13 protein-coding genes are annotated in these 15678 nt (G+C 58.4%); 5 read left to right on the top strand and 8 right to left on the bottom strand.

Going from position 1 to position 15678, the window contains the following annotated elements:
* Nucleotides 1–4: 4 nt before the first annotated feature.
* From zapD to GWQ22_RS01070, 8 genes are all read right to left on the bottom strand, one after another.
* Nucleotides 5–727, bottom strand: coding sequence for a cell division protein ZapD (gene zapD, locus GWQ22_RS01105; RefSeq protein WP_181364744.1), 723 nt, complete (start codon nt 725–727; stop codon nt 5–7).
* Between the two features lie 37 nt (nt 728–764).
* A complete protein-coding gene (gene coaE, locus GWQ22_RS01100) occupies nt 765–1379 on the bottom strand; it encodes a dephospho-CoA kinase (protein WP_275929237.1) in 615 nt (204 codons plus the stop codon).
* A 16-nt stretch (nt 1380–1395) separates the two neighbouring features.
* Nucleotides 1396–2268 (bottom strand): type IVa prepilin peptidase/methyltransferase TapD, encoded by an 873-nt coding sequence (gene tapD / locus GWQ22_RS01095; protein WP_212513300.1) that lies wholly within the window; start codon nt 2266–2268, stop codon nt 1396–1398.
* 64 nt (nt 2269–2332) lie between these two features.
* Nucleotides 2333–3574 carry a type II secretion system F family protein gene (locus GWQ22_RS01090; RefSeq protein ID WP_275929236.1) on the bottom strand — a complete coding sequence of 414 codons (1242 nt, stop codon included), beginning with the start codon at nt 3572–3574 and terminating at the stop codon, nt 2333–2335.
* 132 nt (nt 3575–3706) lie between these two features.
* Nucleotides 3707–5413 carry a PilB family type IVa pilus assembly ATPase TapB gene (gene tapB, locus GWQ22_RS01085; RefSeq protein WP_275929235.1) on the bottom strand — a complete coding sequence of 569 codons (1707 nt, stop codon included), beginning with the start codon at nt 5411–5413 and terminating at the stop codon, nt 3707–3709.
* Between the two features lie 3 nt (nt 5414–5416).
* Nucleotides 5417–5845, bottom strand: a complete 429-nt coding sequence (locus GWQ22_RS01080; RefSeq protein ID WP_108536832.1) for a prepilin-type N-terminal cleavage/methylation domain-containing protein — start codon at nt 5843–5845, stop codon at nt 5417–5419.
* A 317-nt stretch (nt 5846–6162) separates the two neighbouring features.
* Nucleotides 6163–7020: a carboxylating nicotinate-nucleotide diphosphorylase gene (nadC, locus tag GWQ22_RS01075; protein WP_042039021.1), complete on the bottom strand. Its 858-nt coding sequence runs from the start codon at nt 7018–7020 to the stop codon at nt 6163–6165.
* A 5-nt stretch (nt 7021–7025) separates the two neighbouring features.
* Nucleotides 7026–7496, bottom strand: coding sequence for a retropepsin-like aspartic protease (locus GWQ22_RS01070; RefSeq protein ID WP_181364745.1), 471 nt, complete (start codon nt 7494–7496; stop codon nt 7026–7028).
* 148 nt (nt 7497–7644) lie between these two features.
* Here GWQ22_RS01070 and ampD point away from each other — a divergent pair, with 148 nt between their 5' ends.
* From ampD to lpdA, 5 genes are all read left to right on the top strand, one after another.
* Nucleotides 7645–8217, top strand: a complete 573-nt coding sequence (gene ampD / locus GWQ22_RS01065; protein WP_275929234.1) for a 1,6-anhydro-N-acetylmuramyl-L-alanine amidase AmpD — start codon at nt 7645–7647, stop codon at nt 8215–8217.
* A 276-nt stretch (nt 8218–8493) separates the two neighbouring features.
* Entirely contained in the window at nt 8494–9258 is a 765-nt protein-coding gene (gene pdhR, locus GWQ22_RS01060) for a pyruvate dehydrogenase complex transcriptional repressor PdhR (protein ID WP_042039018.1), read from the top strand.
* 68 nt (nt 9259–9326) lie between these two features.
* Nucleotides 9327–11987, top strand: coding sequence for a pyruvate dehydrogenase (acetyl-transferring), homodimeric type (gene aceE, locus GWQ22_RS01055; protein ID WP_275929233.1), 2661 nt, complete (start codon nt 9327–9329; stop codon nt 11985–11987).
* Between the two features lie 117 nt (nt 11988–12104).
* A complete protein-coding gene (gene aceF / locus GWQ22_RS01050; protein WP_275929232.1) occupies nt 12105–13982 on the top strand; it encodes a pyruvate dehydrogenase complex dihydrolipoyllysine-residue acetyltransferase in 1878 nt (625 codons plus the stop codon).
* A gap of 160 nt (nt 13983–14142) precedes the next feature.
* Nucleotides 14143–15570 (top strand): dihydrolipoyl dehydrogenase, encoded by a 1428-nt coding sequence (gene lpdA / locus GWQ22_RS01045; protein ID WP_275929231.1) that lies wholly within the window; start codon nt 14143–14145, stop codon nt 15568–15570.
* Nucleotides 15571–15678 lie beyond the last annotated feature (108 nt).

The raw sequence follows: 15678 nt of genomic DNA, 5'->3' as shown, positions 1-15678 counted from the left end.
CTCCTTAGCAGCAGGCGAGCTGGAAGGGGACATCGCCAATCTGCTGTTCTGCGGTTGGCAGAAAGCGCAGGGCGAAACGGTTCTTGTGGCCGCTCAGCGTCGGATAGCACTGCTGGGCGCCGGGCAGGCGGATCCGGATCAGTTCAGCACTCTCGGCGGTATCCTGGAAGAAACCGTTGGTGGCGATCTGATCGCTGAAGTTGCCTGATTCGCGCCACAGCCGCAGCAGCAGGGAAATGGCATTCATCAGCAGGTTGATGTCGCTGAGCCACAGCTGCATTTGCTGATGGCGAGCGGCAGCCGGGGTGCCGAGCCAGTGGTGCAGCTGCGGCACATCGAAGGCGCAAAGACCGCCAGGGATGGAAAAGCGCTGACGGATGGCGCCGAGCTGCCGATCTTCTTTCAGTCTGGCGCCCGGACGTGGGGCACTGAGCAGGTTGCGAGAGAGCTGGGTGCTCTCCTGCTGCATCTGCTTGATCTGTTCCAGGTCGACATCCGGCAGGCTGGCCCAGTGGCTCAGACGCTGGCCTAGACGTTCCAGATCCTTGATAAGATCGGCGCGCAGATCACCACGCTCCAGCAGCTCTTGCAGATCGAACAGCCCCTTGAAGAAGGCGATGTGTGCCCAGGACTGGTCACTCTCCAGATTGTCGCGGATCTGGGAAAACAGGGACTCCAGACGAAGATAGGTCCGGCTTTTTTCATTGAGGGGAAAATCGTAAATCATGCCTAATCCTGGCCAGCCATAAACCGGCCTAGTGTACTCACACTTGACGGGGTTGTTGAGAGGCAAATGCGAGATATGTTTCGTGCAGCGCCAAAATCCGCGTTTTAATCGCCATTTGGCTGCGATTGTGGTTATCGATGACATCATCCGCCGCTGCGAGCCGCTCCGACCGGCTTGCCTGGGCTGCGATGATCGCCTTGGCCTGCTCGGCCGATACCCCATCCCGGCGGCAGGTGCGCTCAATCTGGGTTGCTTCATCCACGTCGATCACCAGTACCCGGTTGGCCAAGCCAGTGAGTTTGTTCTCCACCAGCAGGGGCACCACCAGCAGGCAGTAGGGCGAGCGAGCTGCGGCGCACTGGCGCAGCATCTCCTGACGGATCAGGGGGTGAAGCAGGGCATTGAGCCAGGCCTTGGCGTTCGGGTCGCTGAACACCCGCTCCCGCAGGCTCCGTCGATCGAGCTGGCCATCGGGGGCGATGACATCCGGACCAAAGTAGGCCGCGATGGCCGCAAGGGCCGGGGCGCCGGGTTCCACGACGTCGCGAGCGATGACGTCCGCATCCACTACGTCTATGCCCAGTGCGGCAAATTGGTTGGCTATGGTGGTTTTACCGCTACCAATGCCACCTGTGACTGCGACTACATACATGGGGCAGATCACCTTTTTAGAGGAAAGTCGTGAGATACCAGCGGGTGATGCTATCGCCCCACAGCAGCGCAATCCAGCCCGCGATAGCGAGATAGGGGCCAAAGGGAATGGGTTTGCTCTGATGGTGGTTGCGCAACAGGATCAGGCCTATGCCCATGAAGGCACCGACCAGGGAGGAGAGCAGCAGGACTATGGGCAGCGCTTGCCAGCCCAGCCAGGCGCCCAGCGCGGCCAGCAGCTTGAAGTCACCATAGCCCATGCCCTCCTTGCCAGTGAGCAGCTTGAAGGCCCAATAGAGGCTCCATAGCACCAGATAACCGGTCATGGCGCCGATCACCGCATCGCCAAGCGATACAAAACCGCCCAGCATGTTGAACAGCAGCCCGCCCCACAGCAGGGGCAAGGTGAGCTGGTCCGGCAGCAGCATCTTGTCGAGATCGATAAAGGTGAGGGCCACCAGCACCCAGGTCAGTAGCAGGGCTGCCAGCGTGCCCCAGCCGGGGGGAACCGTCATGGCAACGGCAACCGAGAGCAGGGCGGTCAGCAGCTCGACCAGCGGATAGCGGGGCGATATGGGAGCCTGGCAGCCTCGGCAGCGACCCTTTAGCCAGAGCCAGCTCAGCAAGGGGATGTTTTCCAGTGCCGTGATGGGGTGATTGCAGTGGGGGCAGCAGGAGCGTGGCACCATCAGGTTGTAGGGCGGCTCGTCGACCCCCGCGTCATCAGGGGTGAAGTAGCTGTGATATTCGGCCTGCCACTCCCGTTCCAGCATGATAGGCAGGCGATGGATCACCACGTTGAGAAAACTGCCGATCATCAGGGAAAAGAGAAATACCAGCGAGAAATAGAGCCAGGGCAAGCTGTGTGCCAGCTCGAGGAGAAGTGTCATAACCAACCGTCTGTCATGAAATGGGGGGAAGGGCATGCGTTTTATCAGCGCATACCCTCGTGAATCAGCCTACTACGTCACCCAGCTTGAAGATGGGCAGGTACATGGCCACAACCATGCCGCCAACCAGCACCCCCAGCACTACCATGATGAGGGGCTCGAGCAGGCTGGTGAGGCCGTCGACCAGATCGTCCACCTCCTGCTCAAAGATGGTTGCAACCTTGGAGAGCATATCATCGATGGCACCGGACTCCTCGCCGATCATCACCATTTGGATCACCATGTCGGGGAAGAGATCCACTGTACGCATGGCCACGTTGATCTGCATGCCGGCGACCACCTCGTTGCGAATGGCCATGACGGCGGTGCGATAGACATAGTTGCCGGAGGCACCTGCGGCCGAGATCAGTGCATCCACCAGCGGGATCCCGGCGGAGAAGGTGGTGGAGAGGGTTCGGGCGAAACGGGCCATGGCCGCCTTGTGCAGTATCATGCCGACCACAGGTATGGTGAGGATGAACTTGTCGGTGTTGTCTTTGACCTTCTGGGAGGCGCGCCATGCCCGTACATAGAGGAAAATGGCGAGTGCAGTGCCGCCAAAGATGACAAGCCACCAATGCTGCATGAAGCGGGAGATGCCGATGACAAATTGGGTGAAGATGGGCAATTCGGCACCGAAGCTCTTGAAAATATCCTCAAACTGCGGAATGACGAACAGCAGCAGTATGGAGGTGACAACGATGGCAACCAGTATGACCATGGCCGGGTAAAACATCGCCTTCTTGATCTTGGACTTGAGCGCCTCCGACTTTTCCCGATAGGTGGCGATCCGGTCATAGATGGTCTCCAGCGCACCGGATTGTTCCCCCGCCTCCACCAGATCACAATAGAGCGCATCAAAGTGGCGAGGATGGCGGCGCAGCGCCTCGGACATGGGGGTGCCGGTTTCCACATCGGCGGCGATCTGTCCCATGAGTTCACGCATCGCGGCTTTTTCGTGGCTGCGGGCGATTATCTGCAGGCTCTGTACCAAGGGGACGCCAGCGGAAAGCATGGTAGTGATTTGACGGGAGACGATGGCAATATCCATCGGCCTGATCTTGGCACCACCCTTGGAGAATAATCCCTGGCTCTTCTTGCTCACCTTGGTGACGTTGACACCCTGCTTGCGCAGCTCAGCTTTGACCGTGTTGATACTGTCGGCCTGCAGCTCACCGGAGACCTTCTGACCCTTGCGGTTCACTCCGCTCCAGCGGAAGGAGAAGACTTTCTTGGGGGCATTCTGTTTCTGCGTTAGCGTTGCCATCACTGCGTCCTGCAATTGGGCTCTGGTATCCCGCTCAACACCTTGCTATGCGGGTTGCCTTGGCTTGATGGAAATCCTCAGGAGTGCCGGCTGGGCGATACCTGGATGAATCAGCTTGATCGATATGCACTGTCAGTTGGTGGTCACCCGATTGATTTCTGCCAGGCTGGTCACTCCCAGACGAGCTTTCTCAAGGCCGGATACACGCAGAGTGCGCATCCCCTCTTTTTGGGCAATGGCTGCAATTTGCAGCGAGTTGGCACCTTGCATGATCAATTTTGCAATGTTTTCAGACATTAGCATGATTTCGTAGATACCGACCCGCCCCTTGTAACCGCCCGAGCAATCCTTGCAGCCCACGGGTTTGAACAGGCGCAGCCCGGCGGCCAGCTGCTGCTGGGTGAATCCCAGCTCCAGCAGCTCGGCTTCTGGTACTGCTTCGGGTGTCTTGCAGTGATCGCACAGCTTGCGGGCGAGTCGCTGGGCCATGATCAGGGTCACCGAGGAGGCAATGTTGAAGGCGGGCACCCCCATGTTCATCATCCGGGTTAGTGTCTCGGCGGCCGAGTTGGTGTGCAGGGTGGAGAGCACCAGGTGGCCTGTCTGGGCGGCCTTGATGGCGATTTCGGCGGTTTCCAGATCCCGGATCTCCCCCACCATGACCACATCGGGATCCTGGCGAAGAAACGAGCGCAGGGCGCTGGCGAAGGTCAGCCCTGCCTTTGGGTTGACTTGCACCTGATTGACGCCGGGCAGGTTGATCTCCACCGGATCTTCGGCGGTGGAGATGTTCACCTCTGTGGTGTTGAGAATATTAAGACCGGTGTAGAGGGAGACAGTTTTGCCCGAGCCGGTGGGGCCTGTGACCAGTATCATGCCCTGCGGTTTGGAAAGGGCGTGTAGATATTGCGCTTTCTGCCGCTCGTCAAAGCCGAGCTGCTCTATGTTGAGCCGCGCCGCCGAGGAGTCCAGCAGCCGGATGACGATCTTCTCACCCCACATGGTGGGCAGGGTGTTGACCCGCATATCCATCGACTTGTTGCGGGACAGCTTCAGCTTGATGCGGCCATCCTGCGGCAGCCGCCGCTCAGCAATGTCGAGCCGTGCCATGACCTTGAGGCGGGCGGAGAAGCGGTTGGCCAGATTAACCGGTGGCGTCGCGATTTCGTGTAAGATGCCGTCGATCCGGAAGCGGATGCGGTATTTGGTCTCATAGGGTTCGAAGTGCAGATCGGATGCGCCACGCTTGATGGCATCCATCATGATTTTGTTAATGTATTTGACGATGGGGGCATCGTCGTCAGCGGCATTGACGCTCTCATCCAGCCGGGAGTTTTCGTCCGAGACTTCCAGCTCGGAGATCTCGGATTCGTCGATGTCCTCCATACCGAGGGCTTCCTGCTCGCTTTCCAGCAGTTTGCCGATGGCGGCCGTAAGCTTGTTCTCCTCGACCAGCAGCGCCTCGGTATGCAGCCCGAAGCTGAAGCCAAAATCCTCCAGCGCCGATACATTGGTCGGATCCGACATGGCGATATAGAGGGTATGGCCCTGGGTGTAGATGGGCAGCACATGGTGTTTCTCAATCAGCTTCTGATTGAGGTATTTCTGCGGTATCTCGGCCAGGTCGAAGGCGGCAAGATCCAGCAGAGGTACCCCATACTCCAGCTCACAGAAATCCGCCAGCGTCTTGCTGTCGAGGATCTCGCTCTCTATCAGAAAGGTCACAAAGGGTTTGCGCTGGGCCTTGGCTTGGCTCAGATAGCGCTGGGAGTCCTCTTCACTGATCAGGGAAGAGGCGGCCAGGCTTAACGCCAGGCCGCTATTGGGGCTAGAGGTCATGCGTTAGCATTTACCATCGGTTCTACAGGAACCAGAAATATTCCAAAGTACTTGTGCTCCTGGTGTCACAGCACCAGAAGTCACTAAGTCATAAGTTGAACTATCAAGAGCTGTCGTAGCAATACCAGAAATCGTGATAACACCTGCAGCATTTGTAACTGTTACATCACTCAAATTAGTTGTTGCACCAGCAGACACCGCTGCTGTTCCTGCGGCAGCACAGTCAGCACCGATGCTCCCTGCTGCACCAGTGTAGCCCTGTACGCATACTTCCACGGCAGTCTTCCCTGGCCCAACTGCGGATATAACTTCAGTAAATTTGGCTCTCTTTGTGTAACTCTGATATGCCGGCAGCGCGATGGCGGCCAGAATGGCCACGATCGCGACCACGATCATCAGTTCGATAAGGGTAAAGCCTGATTGCTTCTTCATGTCAAATGTCCTTTTGTCCTTGGTTCCTGGGCAGTGGTGGTGGAAAACTATCCACCCGTCAATATCTTATCCGAGCTGTCCGGCTTGGCAACAGAGGTGTGGCCCTTGTTAACAACCTTTTTGTCATTTAATAAAAATTTGATATAAATCATAGACAAAAATTCTGTGCGAACTCTTTTTAACTGGCGGGATAGGATCCATCATCACTCCTTTGCTGAGGGAGTCAGCATAAAGAAAAGGCGCCCATGGCGCCTTTTGCAAGTCCTTCATCTTGTTATATGTCACGGTGCAATCCTGCGACTGTGACACTTCCCCGGCTAGATAAAGCGCATCGAGAGATCCAGTGCTCGCACATGCTTGGTCAGCGCCCCTACCGAGATAAAATCGACGCCGGTGGCGGCAAACTCCGCGAGTGTATCCAGCGTGACGTTGCCAGAGACCTCCAGCTTGGCACGGCCCCGATTGAGGGCCACTGCTTCGCGCATCATGGGCACATCGAAGTTGTCCAGCATCACTATGTCTGCGCTGGCCATCAGCGCCTGTTCCAGCTCAGCCAGGGATTCAACCTCCACCTCGACCGGTTTGCCCGGATTGAGGCGGCGCGCTTCGCTGATGGCTTCGCTTATGCCGCCGCAGGCAAGGATATGGTTCTCCTTGATAAGGTAGGCATCGAACAGGCCGATTCTGTGGTTCTTGCCGCCGCCGCAGGTCACGGCATATTTCTGGGCGGTGCGCAGCCCCGGCAGAGTCTTGCGAGTATCGAGCAGGCGGCAGTAGGTGCCTGCCAGCTCGGCCACGTAGCGGGCGGTGAGGGTGGCGACACCCGAGAGGGTCTGCACGAAGTTCAGTGCGTTGCGCTCGCCGGTCAGCAGCACACGGGCCGGACCATGCAGGCGGAACAGCTCCTGATTGGGGGTGAGCCGTTCGCCATCCTGTACTAACCACTCCACTTTTACCTCGCCACCGAGCTGGACGAACACCTCATCCACCCAAGGTTGGCCACAGAATACGCCAGCTTCGCGGGTGATGACCCGGGCGCTGGCCAGGCGATCCGCCGGGATCAGCTGGGCCGTGATATCGGCGCTGGCATCCGGTTGGTCCAGCGTGGTGAGGGCTTGACCCAAGTCTTCGAGAAGTGCGGCGCGCACGGCGCAGCGGATGTCCTGTTGTAACATGCCTGTTATTCCTGCAAGGGTCTGAGAAGCAACTGTCTGTCTTTCTGACGCAATTCCAGCCGGCCCAGGGCATTCATGCCCACCAGGATCACGTCCCCGTCGGCCGCCGGATTGATATAGATAGGCAAATCGTACAAGGTCAGCGGACCCATCACCAGAGTTTCAATCTGGCCGGTCTGCACCTGGATCGTACCTGCTGCCGTGTTGACCAGGCTGTTGCCATTGGGGCTCAGGCCGATGCGCTCGGCCACCTGACGTGGCACAGTGACCCGGGTTGCCCCCGTGTCCAGCAGCAGTTGCACCGGTTGGCCGTTGATGGCACCCTCCAGTCGATAGTGGCCGCTGGCATCGGCCTTGAGCAGCAGGTCGCCGCTGGCGGTGACTGTGGGTTGCGAGCGGGCGTGAAAGTAGAGGGTCAGCAGCCCCATCAGAGAGAGCCAGGCCAGCAACCAGAAGCGGCGCGCTATCGGGTGCATATCCTTTCCAGAGTTGAACAGAAGATGGTTCAGCCTATCACAGTTGCCTTGGTGGATTGAGAGGATTGCGAGGAGCCTGAGAGACGGATCGCTTTGTTGCCCATCCGGCGCCATCACATGTGTCATTCCATTGCAGATTGAGTAGATGATGACCCAGCCTAAAACAGTTTTTTCCATTGATTCAGACGGTTGGTGTGAGCAGGCCCGCAAGGTGCCGTCACCGCACCACAACGAGCGGACCAGTTTGGACGATATCTCCCTGCTGGTGGTACACGGCATCAGCCTGCCACCAGGGGCGTTCGGCGGTCCCTGGATCGACGATCTCTTCATGGGACGGCTGGACCCTGGGGCGCACCCTTACTTCGCTGGCATTCATCAGCTGCGGGTCTCGGCCCACTGCCTGATCCGGCGGGACGGCGAGCTGGTGCAATACGTGCCATTTGGCGCACGTGCCTGGCATGCCGGGATATCGAGCTGGGAGGGAAGGGAGGCCTGTAACGATTTTTCCATCGGCATTGAGCTGGAAGGGACCGATGAGCTGCCCTACAGCGATGCACAATATGAGGTGCTGGTGGGGCTCAGTCGAACCATATCCGGCCATTATCCTGCCATTACAGCGCAACGAATTGTCGGTCATTGCGATATAGCGCCAGGGCGCAAGACAGATCCGGGCGGAAGTTTCGAATGGAATCGATATAGAAAAATGCTCAACTTTAAGTAAATATTCTAAAAATAAGTTAGTGTTTTTAAAATCAATGGCTTGCCTTTATAGCAGGCCATTTTATTGTGCTGTTGAACAAATGTTACCTGTGAGCCAGCTCAAAAATATTGGTCAGACCAATTTCTATGCGCCACATCATAAATCCCTCCATTTACCCCTTCAGTGGCAAGGTTGAACCTTGATTCAGATCATCTTTTGGGTGGACTTTTCCCAAGTCCTCTGCTAATTTTCGCCCCATTCATGAAATTGGTAATACCAATTTAACAAAGTAGCCTCATGCCCTATCTCAAGATAACTCAACCCAAGCTGGCCGACGCCATCGTCGCCGAGCTGGAAAGCATGATTTTGGAAGGCAGTTTGCAGCCGGGCCAGAAGTTGCCGCCCGAGCGGGAACTCGCCATCCAGTTTCAGGTGTCGCGCCCCTCCCTGCGCGAAGCCATCCAGCGCCTGGAAGCCAGAGGACTCTTGTATCGCCGTCAGGGCGGTGGCACTTACGTACAAAATGCCTTGAGCAAGGGGATTGCAGATCCCCTGTTCGAGCTGCTCAGCACCCACCCCGAGGCCCAGTATGACCTGCTGGAGTTTCGTCACGCACTGGAAGGCATCTGTGCCTACTATGCTGCGTTGCGGGGGACGGAAGCCGATGCCGAGCGTATTCGTCAGGCGCAGTCCGCCATTGAGGAAGCTGGCCAGCAAGGTTCGCTGGTCACCGAATCCGCCGCCGTGACCCAGTTCTATCTGGCGGTGGCCGAGGCGTCCCACAACGTGGTGCTGCTGCACCTGCTGCGGGCCATGGGCCCCATGCTTGAGCAGAACATTTTACGCAATAACGAAATTTTGAATCGCCGTCCGGGAGTGGTAGCCAAGATCCGTCGCCATCGTGCGCATCTGATCGAGGCTATCCTGTCGGGGGCTCCGGAGCGGGCCAGGGCTGCTTGTCATGAGCACCTGGCCTTTATCGAGGACACCTTGTTGGATATGCAGAGGGAAGACAGCCGGATCCAGCGATCCATGCGTCGGATCCGTCAGCAGGAAAACTAATCCCACAAGGCTTTATTGTCGAATTCTTGCGCATCTTAACCGCCGTGCAATAACAATAGGAACCAGCCATGTCTGATATCCTGAAGAACGATGTGGACCCGATAGAAACGCTGGAGTGGCTTGCCTCTCTGGAATCCCTGCTGCGTGAAGAGGGTCCGCAACGCGCTCAGTTCATTCTTGAACAGCTTGCCGAGAAAGCCCGCGTAAGCGGTGTGGATGTAGCTGCCAAGGCGAATCGCGACTACATCAACACCATCCCGTCCAGTGACGAACCGGCTTACCCGGGCGATCTGGAGATGGAACGTCGCATCCGCGCCATCATCCGCTGGAATGCCATGATGATAGTGCTGCGCGCCTCCAAGAAAGACCTGGACCTCGGCGGTCACATGTCTTCCTTCGCTTCCTCCGCGACCATCTACGAAGTCTGCTACAACCATTTCTTCCGCGCTCGCAGCGAGAAGGACGGTGGTGATCTGGTTTACTTCCAGGGTCACATCTCCCCGGGCATCTACGCTCGTGCGTTCGCTGAAGGTCGTCTGACCGCAGATCAGCTGGACAACTTCCGTCAGGAAGTGGACGGCAAGGGTATCCCTTCCTATCCGCACCCGAAGCTGATGCCGGACTTCTGGCAGTTCCCGACCGTCTCTATGGGTCTGGGCCCCATCGCCGCCATCTATCAGGCTCGCTTCCTGAAGTACCTGACCGACCGTGGCATCAAGGATTGCTCCGAGCAGACCGTTTACGCCTTCCTGGGTGACGGCGAGATGGACGAGCCGGAAGCCAAGGGCGCCCTGACTGTTGCCGTGCGTGAAAAGCTCGACAACCTGGTGTTCGTGGTCAACTGCAACCTGCAGCGTCTTGACGGTCCTGTTGTCGGTAACGGCAAGGTCATCAACGAGCTGGAAGGGCTGTTCGCAGGCGCCGGCTGGGATGTCACCAAGGTTATCTGGGGTCGCAAGTGGGATGAGCTGCTGAAGAAAGACACCTCCGGCAAGCTGATCCAGCTGATGAACGAAACCGTGGATGGCGACTATCAGACCATGAAGTCCCGTGATGGCGGCTACGTGCGTGAGCACTTCTTCAACCGTTACCCGGAAACCGCCGCGCTGGTCAAAGACATGACCGACGAGGAGATCTTCGCCCTGAACCGCGGTGGTCACGACCCCCGTAAATTGTTTGCCGCTTTCTCCAAAGCCGCAGCGACCAAGGGCAAGCCGACTGTCATCCTGGCCAAGACCATCAAGGGTTATGGCATGGGCGAAGCGGCCGAAGGCAAAAACATTGCTCACCAGGTCAAGAAGATGGATCTGGGCTCTGTCCGTCACCTGCGCGATCGTTTCAACCTGCCGGTCACCGACGAGCAGCTCGAAGCGCTGCCGTACCTGAAGATCGAAGAGGGTACCGAAGAGCACAAGTACCTGCACGCTCGTCGCGCAGCGCTCAAAGGCTATGTACCGACCCGTCTGCGTGAGACCACCACTCAGCTGGACATCCCGGCGCTGGAGACCTTTGGTCCCCTGCTGGGCGAGCAGGCTCGCGAGATCTCCACCACCATGGCGTTCGTGCGTTCCCTGAATGTGCTGCTGAAAGACAAGTCCATCGGCAAGCGCATCGTCCCTATCCTGGCTGACGAAGCCCGTACCTTCGGTATGGAAGGTCTGTTCCGCCAGATCGGTATCTACAGCCCGCACGGTCAGCAGTACACCCCGCAAGACCGCGACATCGTCTCCTACTACAAGGAAGACAAGCAGGGTCAGGTTCTGCAAGACGGTATCAACGAGCTGGGCGCCATGTCCTCCTGGCTGGCTGCTGCGACCTCTTACAGCACCAACGACTGCCCGATGATCCCGTTCTACATCTACTACTCCATGTTCGGCTTCCAGCGAGTCGGCGACATGGCGTGGGCAGCCGGTGACCAGCAAGCCCGTGGCTTCCTGCTGGGCGCGACCTCGGGTCGTACCACCCTCAACGGCGAAGGTCTGCAGCACGAAGATGGTCACAGCCACATCCTGGCGAACACCATCCCGAACTGCATCTCCTATGACCCGTCCTACGCCTATGAAGTGGCGGTTATCGTACAGGACGGCCTGCGCCGTATGTACGGTGAGAACCCGGAGAACGTGTTCTACTACATCACCACCCTGAACGAGAACTATGCGATGCCGGCCATGCCGGAAGGCGCTGAAGAGGGTATCCGCAAGGGTATCTACAAGCTGGAAACCGTTGCCGGCACCAAGGGCAAGGTACAGCTGCTGGGTTGTGGTTCCATCCTGGGTCATGTGCGCACCGCTGCCCAGATCCTGGCCAGCGAATACGGCGTGGGTTCCGACGTGTTCAGCGTCACCTCCTTCAACGAACTGGCCCGTGACGGTCAGGACGTGGATCGCTGGAACATGCTGCACCCGACCGCCGAGGCTCGCGTACCGTACATCGCTACCGTACTGGGCTCCGACGCCACCATCGCCGCGACCGACTACATGAAGTCCTTCGCCGATCAGGTCCGTGCCTTCGTACCGACCGAGCATTATCGTGTACTGGGTACCGACGGTTATGGCCGTTCCGACAGCCGTGCCAACCTGCGTCGTCACTTCGAAGTGAACGAATTCTACGTGGTGGTTGCTGCCCTGACCGAACTGGCCAAGCGCGGCGAAATCGACAAGCAGGTTGTGGCCGACGCCATCGCCAAGTACGGCATCGATGCCGACAAGGTCAACCCGCTGTACGCGTAAGAGGATCAAGTGCCGTGTCGGGACAAGCTGCCCGGCATGGCCTTGCAAAGGTTAACGCGAGATACGCGTGAGGGCGGTCAGTCAGTCACGCGGATACACGCAAGAGGATAAAGCACTATGTCCAAACAGATTATGGTTCCGGATATCGGCGCCGATGAAGTTGAAGTCACCGAGATCATGGTGGCCGTGGGTGACAAGGTCGAGCTCGACCAGTCCCTGATCGCCGTAGAAGGTGATAAAGCCTCCATGGAAGTCCCGGCTCCGGCTGCCGGTATCGTCAAAGAGATCCTGATCAAGGTGGGCGACAAGGTTGCCACCGGTTCCCAGATCATGATCTTCGAAGCGGAAGGCGCAGCTGCGCCGGCGCCTGCTCAAGCCGCCGCTCCGGTTGCTGCTGCACCGGCTGCCCCTGTTGCTGCTGCAGCCAAAGACGTGCACGTCCCCGACATAGGTGATGATGAAGTCGAAGTGACCGAGATCATGGTTGCCGTGGGCGACATGGTTGAAGCCGACCAGTCCATCATCGCGGTGGAAGGTGACAAGGCTTCTATGGAAGTCCCTGCGCCGTTCGCGGGCCGCGTGGTCGAGATCAAGGTTGCCGCTGGCGCCAAGGTCTCTACCGGTTCCCTGGTGATGGTATTTGAAGTGGCTGGCGCCGCTCCTGCTGCCGTTGCCGCGCCGGTTCAGGCTGCCGCTCCCGTGGCTGCTGCCCCGGTGGCCGCCGCTGCCAAAGAGGTCAATGTACCTGACATTGGCGGTGACGAAGTCGAAGTGACCGAGATCATGGTCGCCGTGGGTGACAAGGTCGACGCCGACCAGTCCCTGATCGCGGTGGAAGGCGACAAGGCCTCCATGGAAGTGCCTGCACCGTTCGCCGGCATCGTCAAAGAGATCAAGGTGAAGGCGGGTGACAAGGTCTCCACCGGTTCCCTGATCATGGTATTCGAAGTAGCTGGTGCAGCTCCGGCCGCCGCAGCTGCCCCGGTTGCTCAGGCTGCCGCCCCTGTTGCCGCTGCTCCGGCTCCGGTTGCCCAGGCTGCTGCCGCTTCCGACTTCGTTGCCAACGACGCCTACGTACATGCCGCCCCGGCCGTACGTCGCCTGGCCCGTGAGTTTGGTATCAACCTGGCCAAGGTGAAAGCCTCCGGTCGCAAGGGTCGCATCGTCAAAGAAGACGTGCAGGCCTATGTGAAGGATGCGGTCAAGCGCGCCGAGTCCGCCCCGGCAGCCGGTACCGGCACTGGCAACGGCATGAGTGTCCTGCCGTGGCCCAAGGTTGACTTCAGCAAGTTCGGCCCGGTCGAAGAGCTGGAACTGACCCGGATCCAGAAGATCTCCGGTCCTGCCCTGCATCGCAACTGGGCCATGATCCCGCACGTTACCCAGTTCGACGAAGCCGATACCACAGATCTGGAAGCGTTCCGCAAAGAGCAGAACCTGCTGGCCGAGAAGCAGAAGCTGGACGTGAAGATCACCCCGCTGGTGTTCATCCTGAAAGCCGCCGCCAAGGCCCTGGAAGCCCATCCGCGCTTCTGCAGCGCCCTGTCCGAAGACGGCAGCAAGCTGATCATGAAGAAGTACATCCACATCGGTGTGGCGGTAGACACCCCGGGGGGCCTGGTGGTGCCTGTGGTGCGTGACGTCAACAAGAAGGGCATCTACGAGCTGTCTCGCGATCTGGCCGAGATCTCCAAGAAGGCCCGTGCCGGCAAGCTGACCGCTGCCGACATGCAGGGCGGCTGCTTCACCATCTCCAGCCTGGGTGGCATCGGTGGTACCAGCTTTACCCCGATCGTCAACGCGCCGGAAGTGGCCATCCTGGGCGTATCCAAGTCCGAGATGAAGCCGAAGTGGAATGGCAAGGAGTTCGTACCGCGCCTGATGCTGCCGCTGGCCCTGAGCTATGATCACCGTGTCATCGATGGTGCTGATGGAGCCCGCTTCATCACCACCATGAGTGGTGTGCTGTCCGACATTCGTCGACTGGTCCTGTAAGTGAGAGGGCGGGCCCAGAGCCTGCCCTTTTTACTTCTCATTTCATTAACAGGATTGTAAACTTGCCCCGTTTTTTCACGGTTGCAGCCGCCTTGTTTGGCATTGAGTCGGCATAAGACTGCGCCGTCCGGGGATATATAAGAACGACAAAGAGGTCATGATGAGTAAAGAAATCAAAACTCAGGTCGTAGTACTGGGTGCTGGCCCTGCCGGTTATTCCGCTGCTTTCCGTGCTGCCGATCTGGGTCTGGATACCATTATCGTCGAGCGTTACTCCACCCTGGGTGGCGTCTGCCTGAACGTGGGTTGTATCCCGTCCAAGGCACTGCTGCACGTCGCCAAAGTCATTGAAGAAGCCAAGGCGCTGTCCGAACACGGCATCATCTTCGGTGCCCCGCAGACCGACATCGACAAGGTCCGCCTGTGGAAAGAGAAGGTCATCAACCAGCTGACCGGCGGTCTGGCTGGCATGGCCAAGATGCGTAAGGTGCAGGTTGTTAACGGCTTCGGTAAATTTACCGGCCCGAATACTCTGGAAGTGGAAGGTGCCGACGGCAAGACGACCGTGACCTTCGACAACGCCATCATTGCAGCTGGCTCCCGTCCGGTAAAACTGCCTTTCATCCCCCATGATGATCCGCGCGTATGGGATTCAACCGATGCGCTGGAACTGACTTCCGTACCGGGCAAGCTGCTGGTTATCGGTGGTGGCATCATAGGTCTGGAGATGGGTACCGTGTACTCCTCTCTGGGTTCCGAGATCGATGTGGTGGAATTTGCCGACCAGCTGGTACCGGCTGCCGACAAAGACATCGTCAAGATCTACACCAAGCGCGTGGCCAAGAAATTCAACATCATGCTGGAGACCAAAGTCACCGCAGTTGAAGCCCGTGCAGACGGTCTGTATGTCTCCTACGAAGGCAAGCACGCCCCGGCCGAGCCGGTACGTTACGACAACGTGCTGGTTGCCGTAGGCCGTGTGCCGAACGGCAAGCTGATGGATGCCGAGAAGGCCGGCGTTGCCGTGACCGAGCGCGGTTTCATCGAGGTGGACAAGCAGCTGCGTACCAACGTGGCTCACATCCACGCCATCGGTGACATCGTTGGTCAGCCGATGCTGGCCCACAAGGGTGTTCACGAAGGCCACGTTGCCGCCGAAGTGATCGCTGGCAAGAAGCACTACTTCGACCCCAAAGTGATCCCGTCCATCGCCTACACCGAGCCAGAGATGGCCTGGGTTGGTGTGACCGAGAAGGAAGCCAAGCAACAAGGGCTGAATTTCGAAGTGGCCACCTTCCCGTGGGCTGCTTCCGGTCGCGCTATTGCGTCTGATTGCTCCGACGGTTTGACCAAGCTGATCTTCGACAAGGCGAGCGGCCGCGTCATCGGTGGTGCCATCGTCGGTACCAACGGCGGTGAACTGCTGGGTGAAATCGGTCTGGCCATCGAAATGGGTGCCGACGCCGAAGATATCGCGCTGACCATCCATGCTCACCCGACTCTGCACGAGTCCGTGGGTCTGGCTGCAGAAGTGTTCGAAGGTTCGATCACCGACCTGCCGAACGCCAAGGCCAAGAAGAAGAAATAATCCTCTTCTCGCAGCCAGCATGGAAAAAGCCGCTCACTCGAGCGGCTTTTTGTATATAGCTAAGATTTGTTCGGAGCTGGTTGCTATGCTAATGACTTCTATGTCACT

It is taken from the genome of Aeromonas sp. 1HA1, assembly GCF_029237385.1.
In the GTDB taxonomy this organism is placed as follows: domain Bacteria; phylum Pseudomonadota; class Gammaproteobacteria; order Enterobacterales; family Aeromonadaceae; genus Aeromonas; species Aeromonas popoffii.
This window is presented reverse-complemented; position numbering and strand designations above follow the sequence as displayed.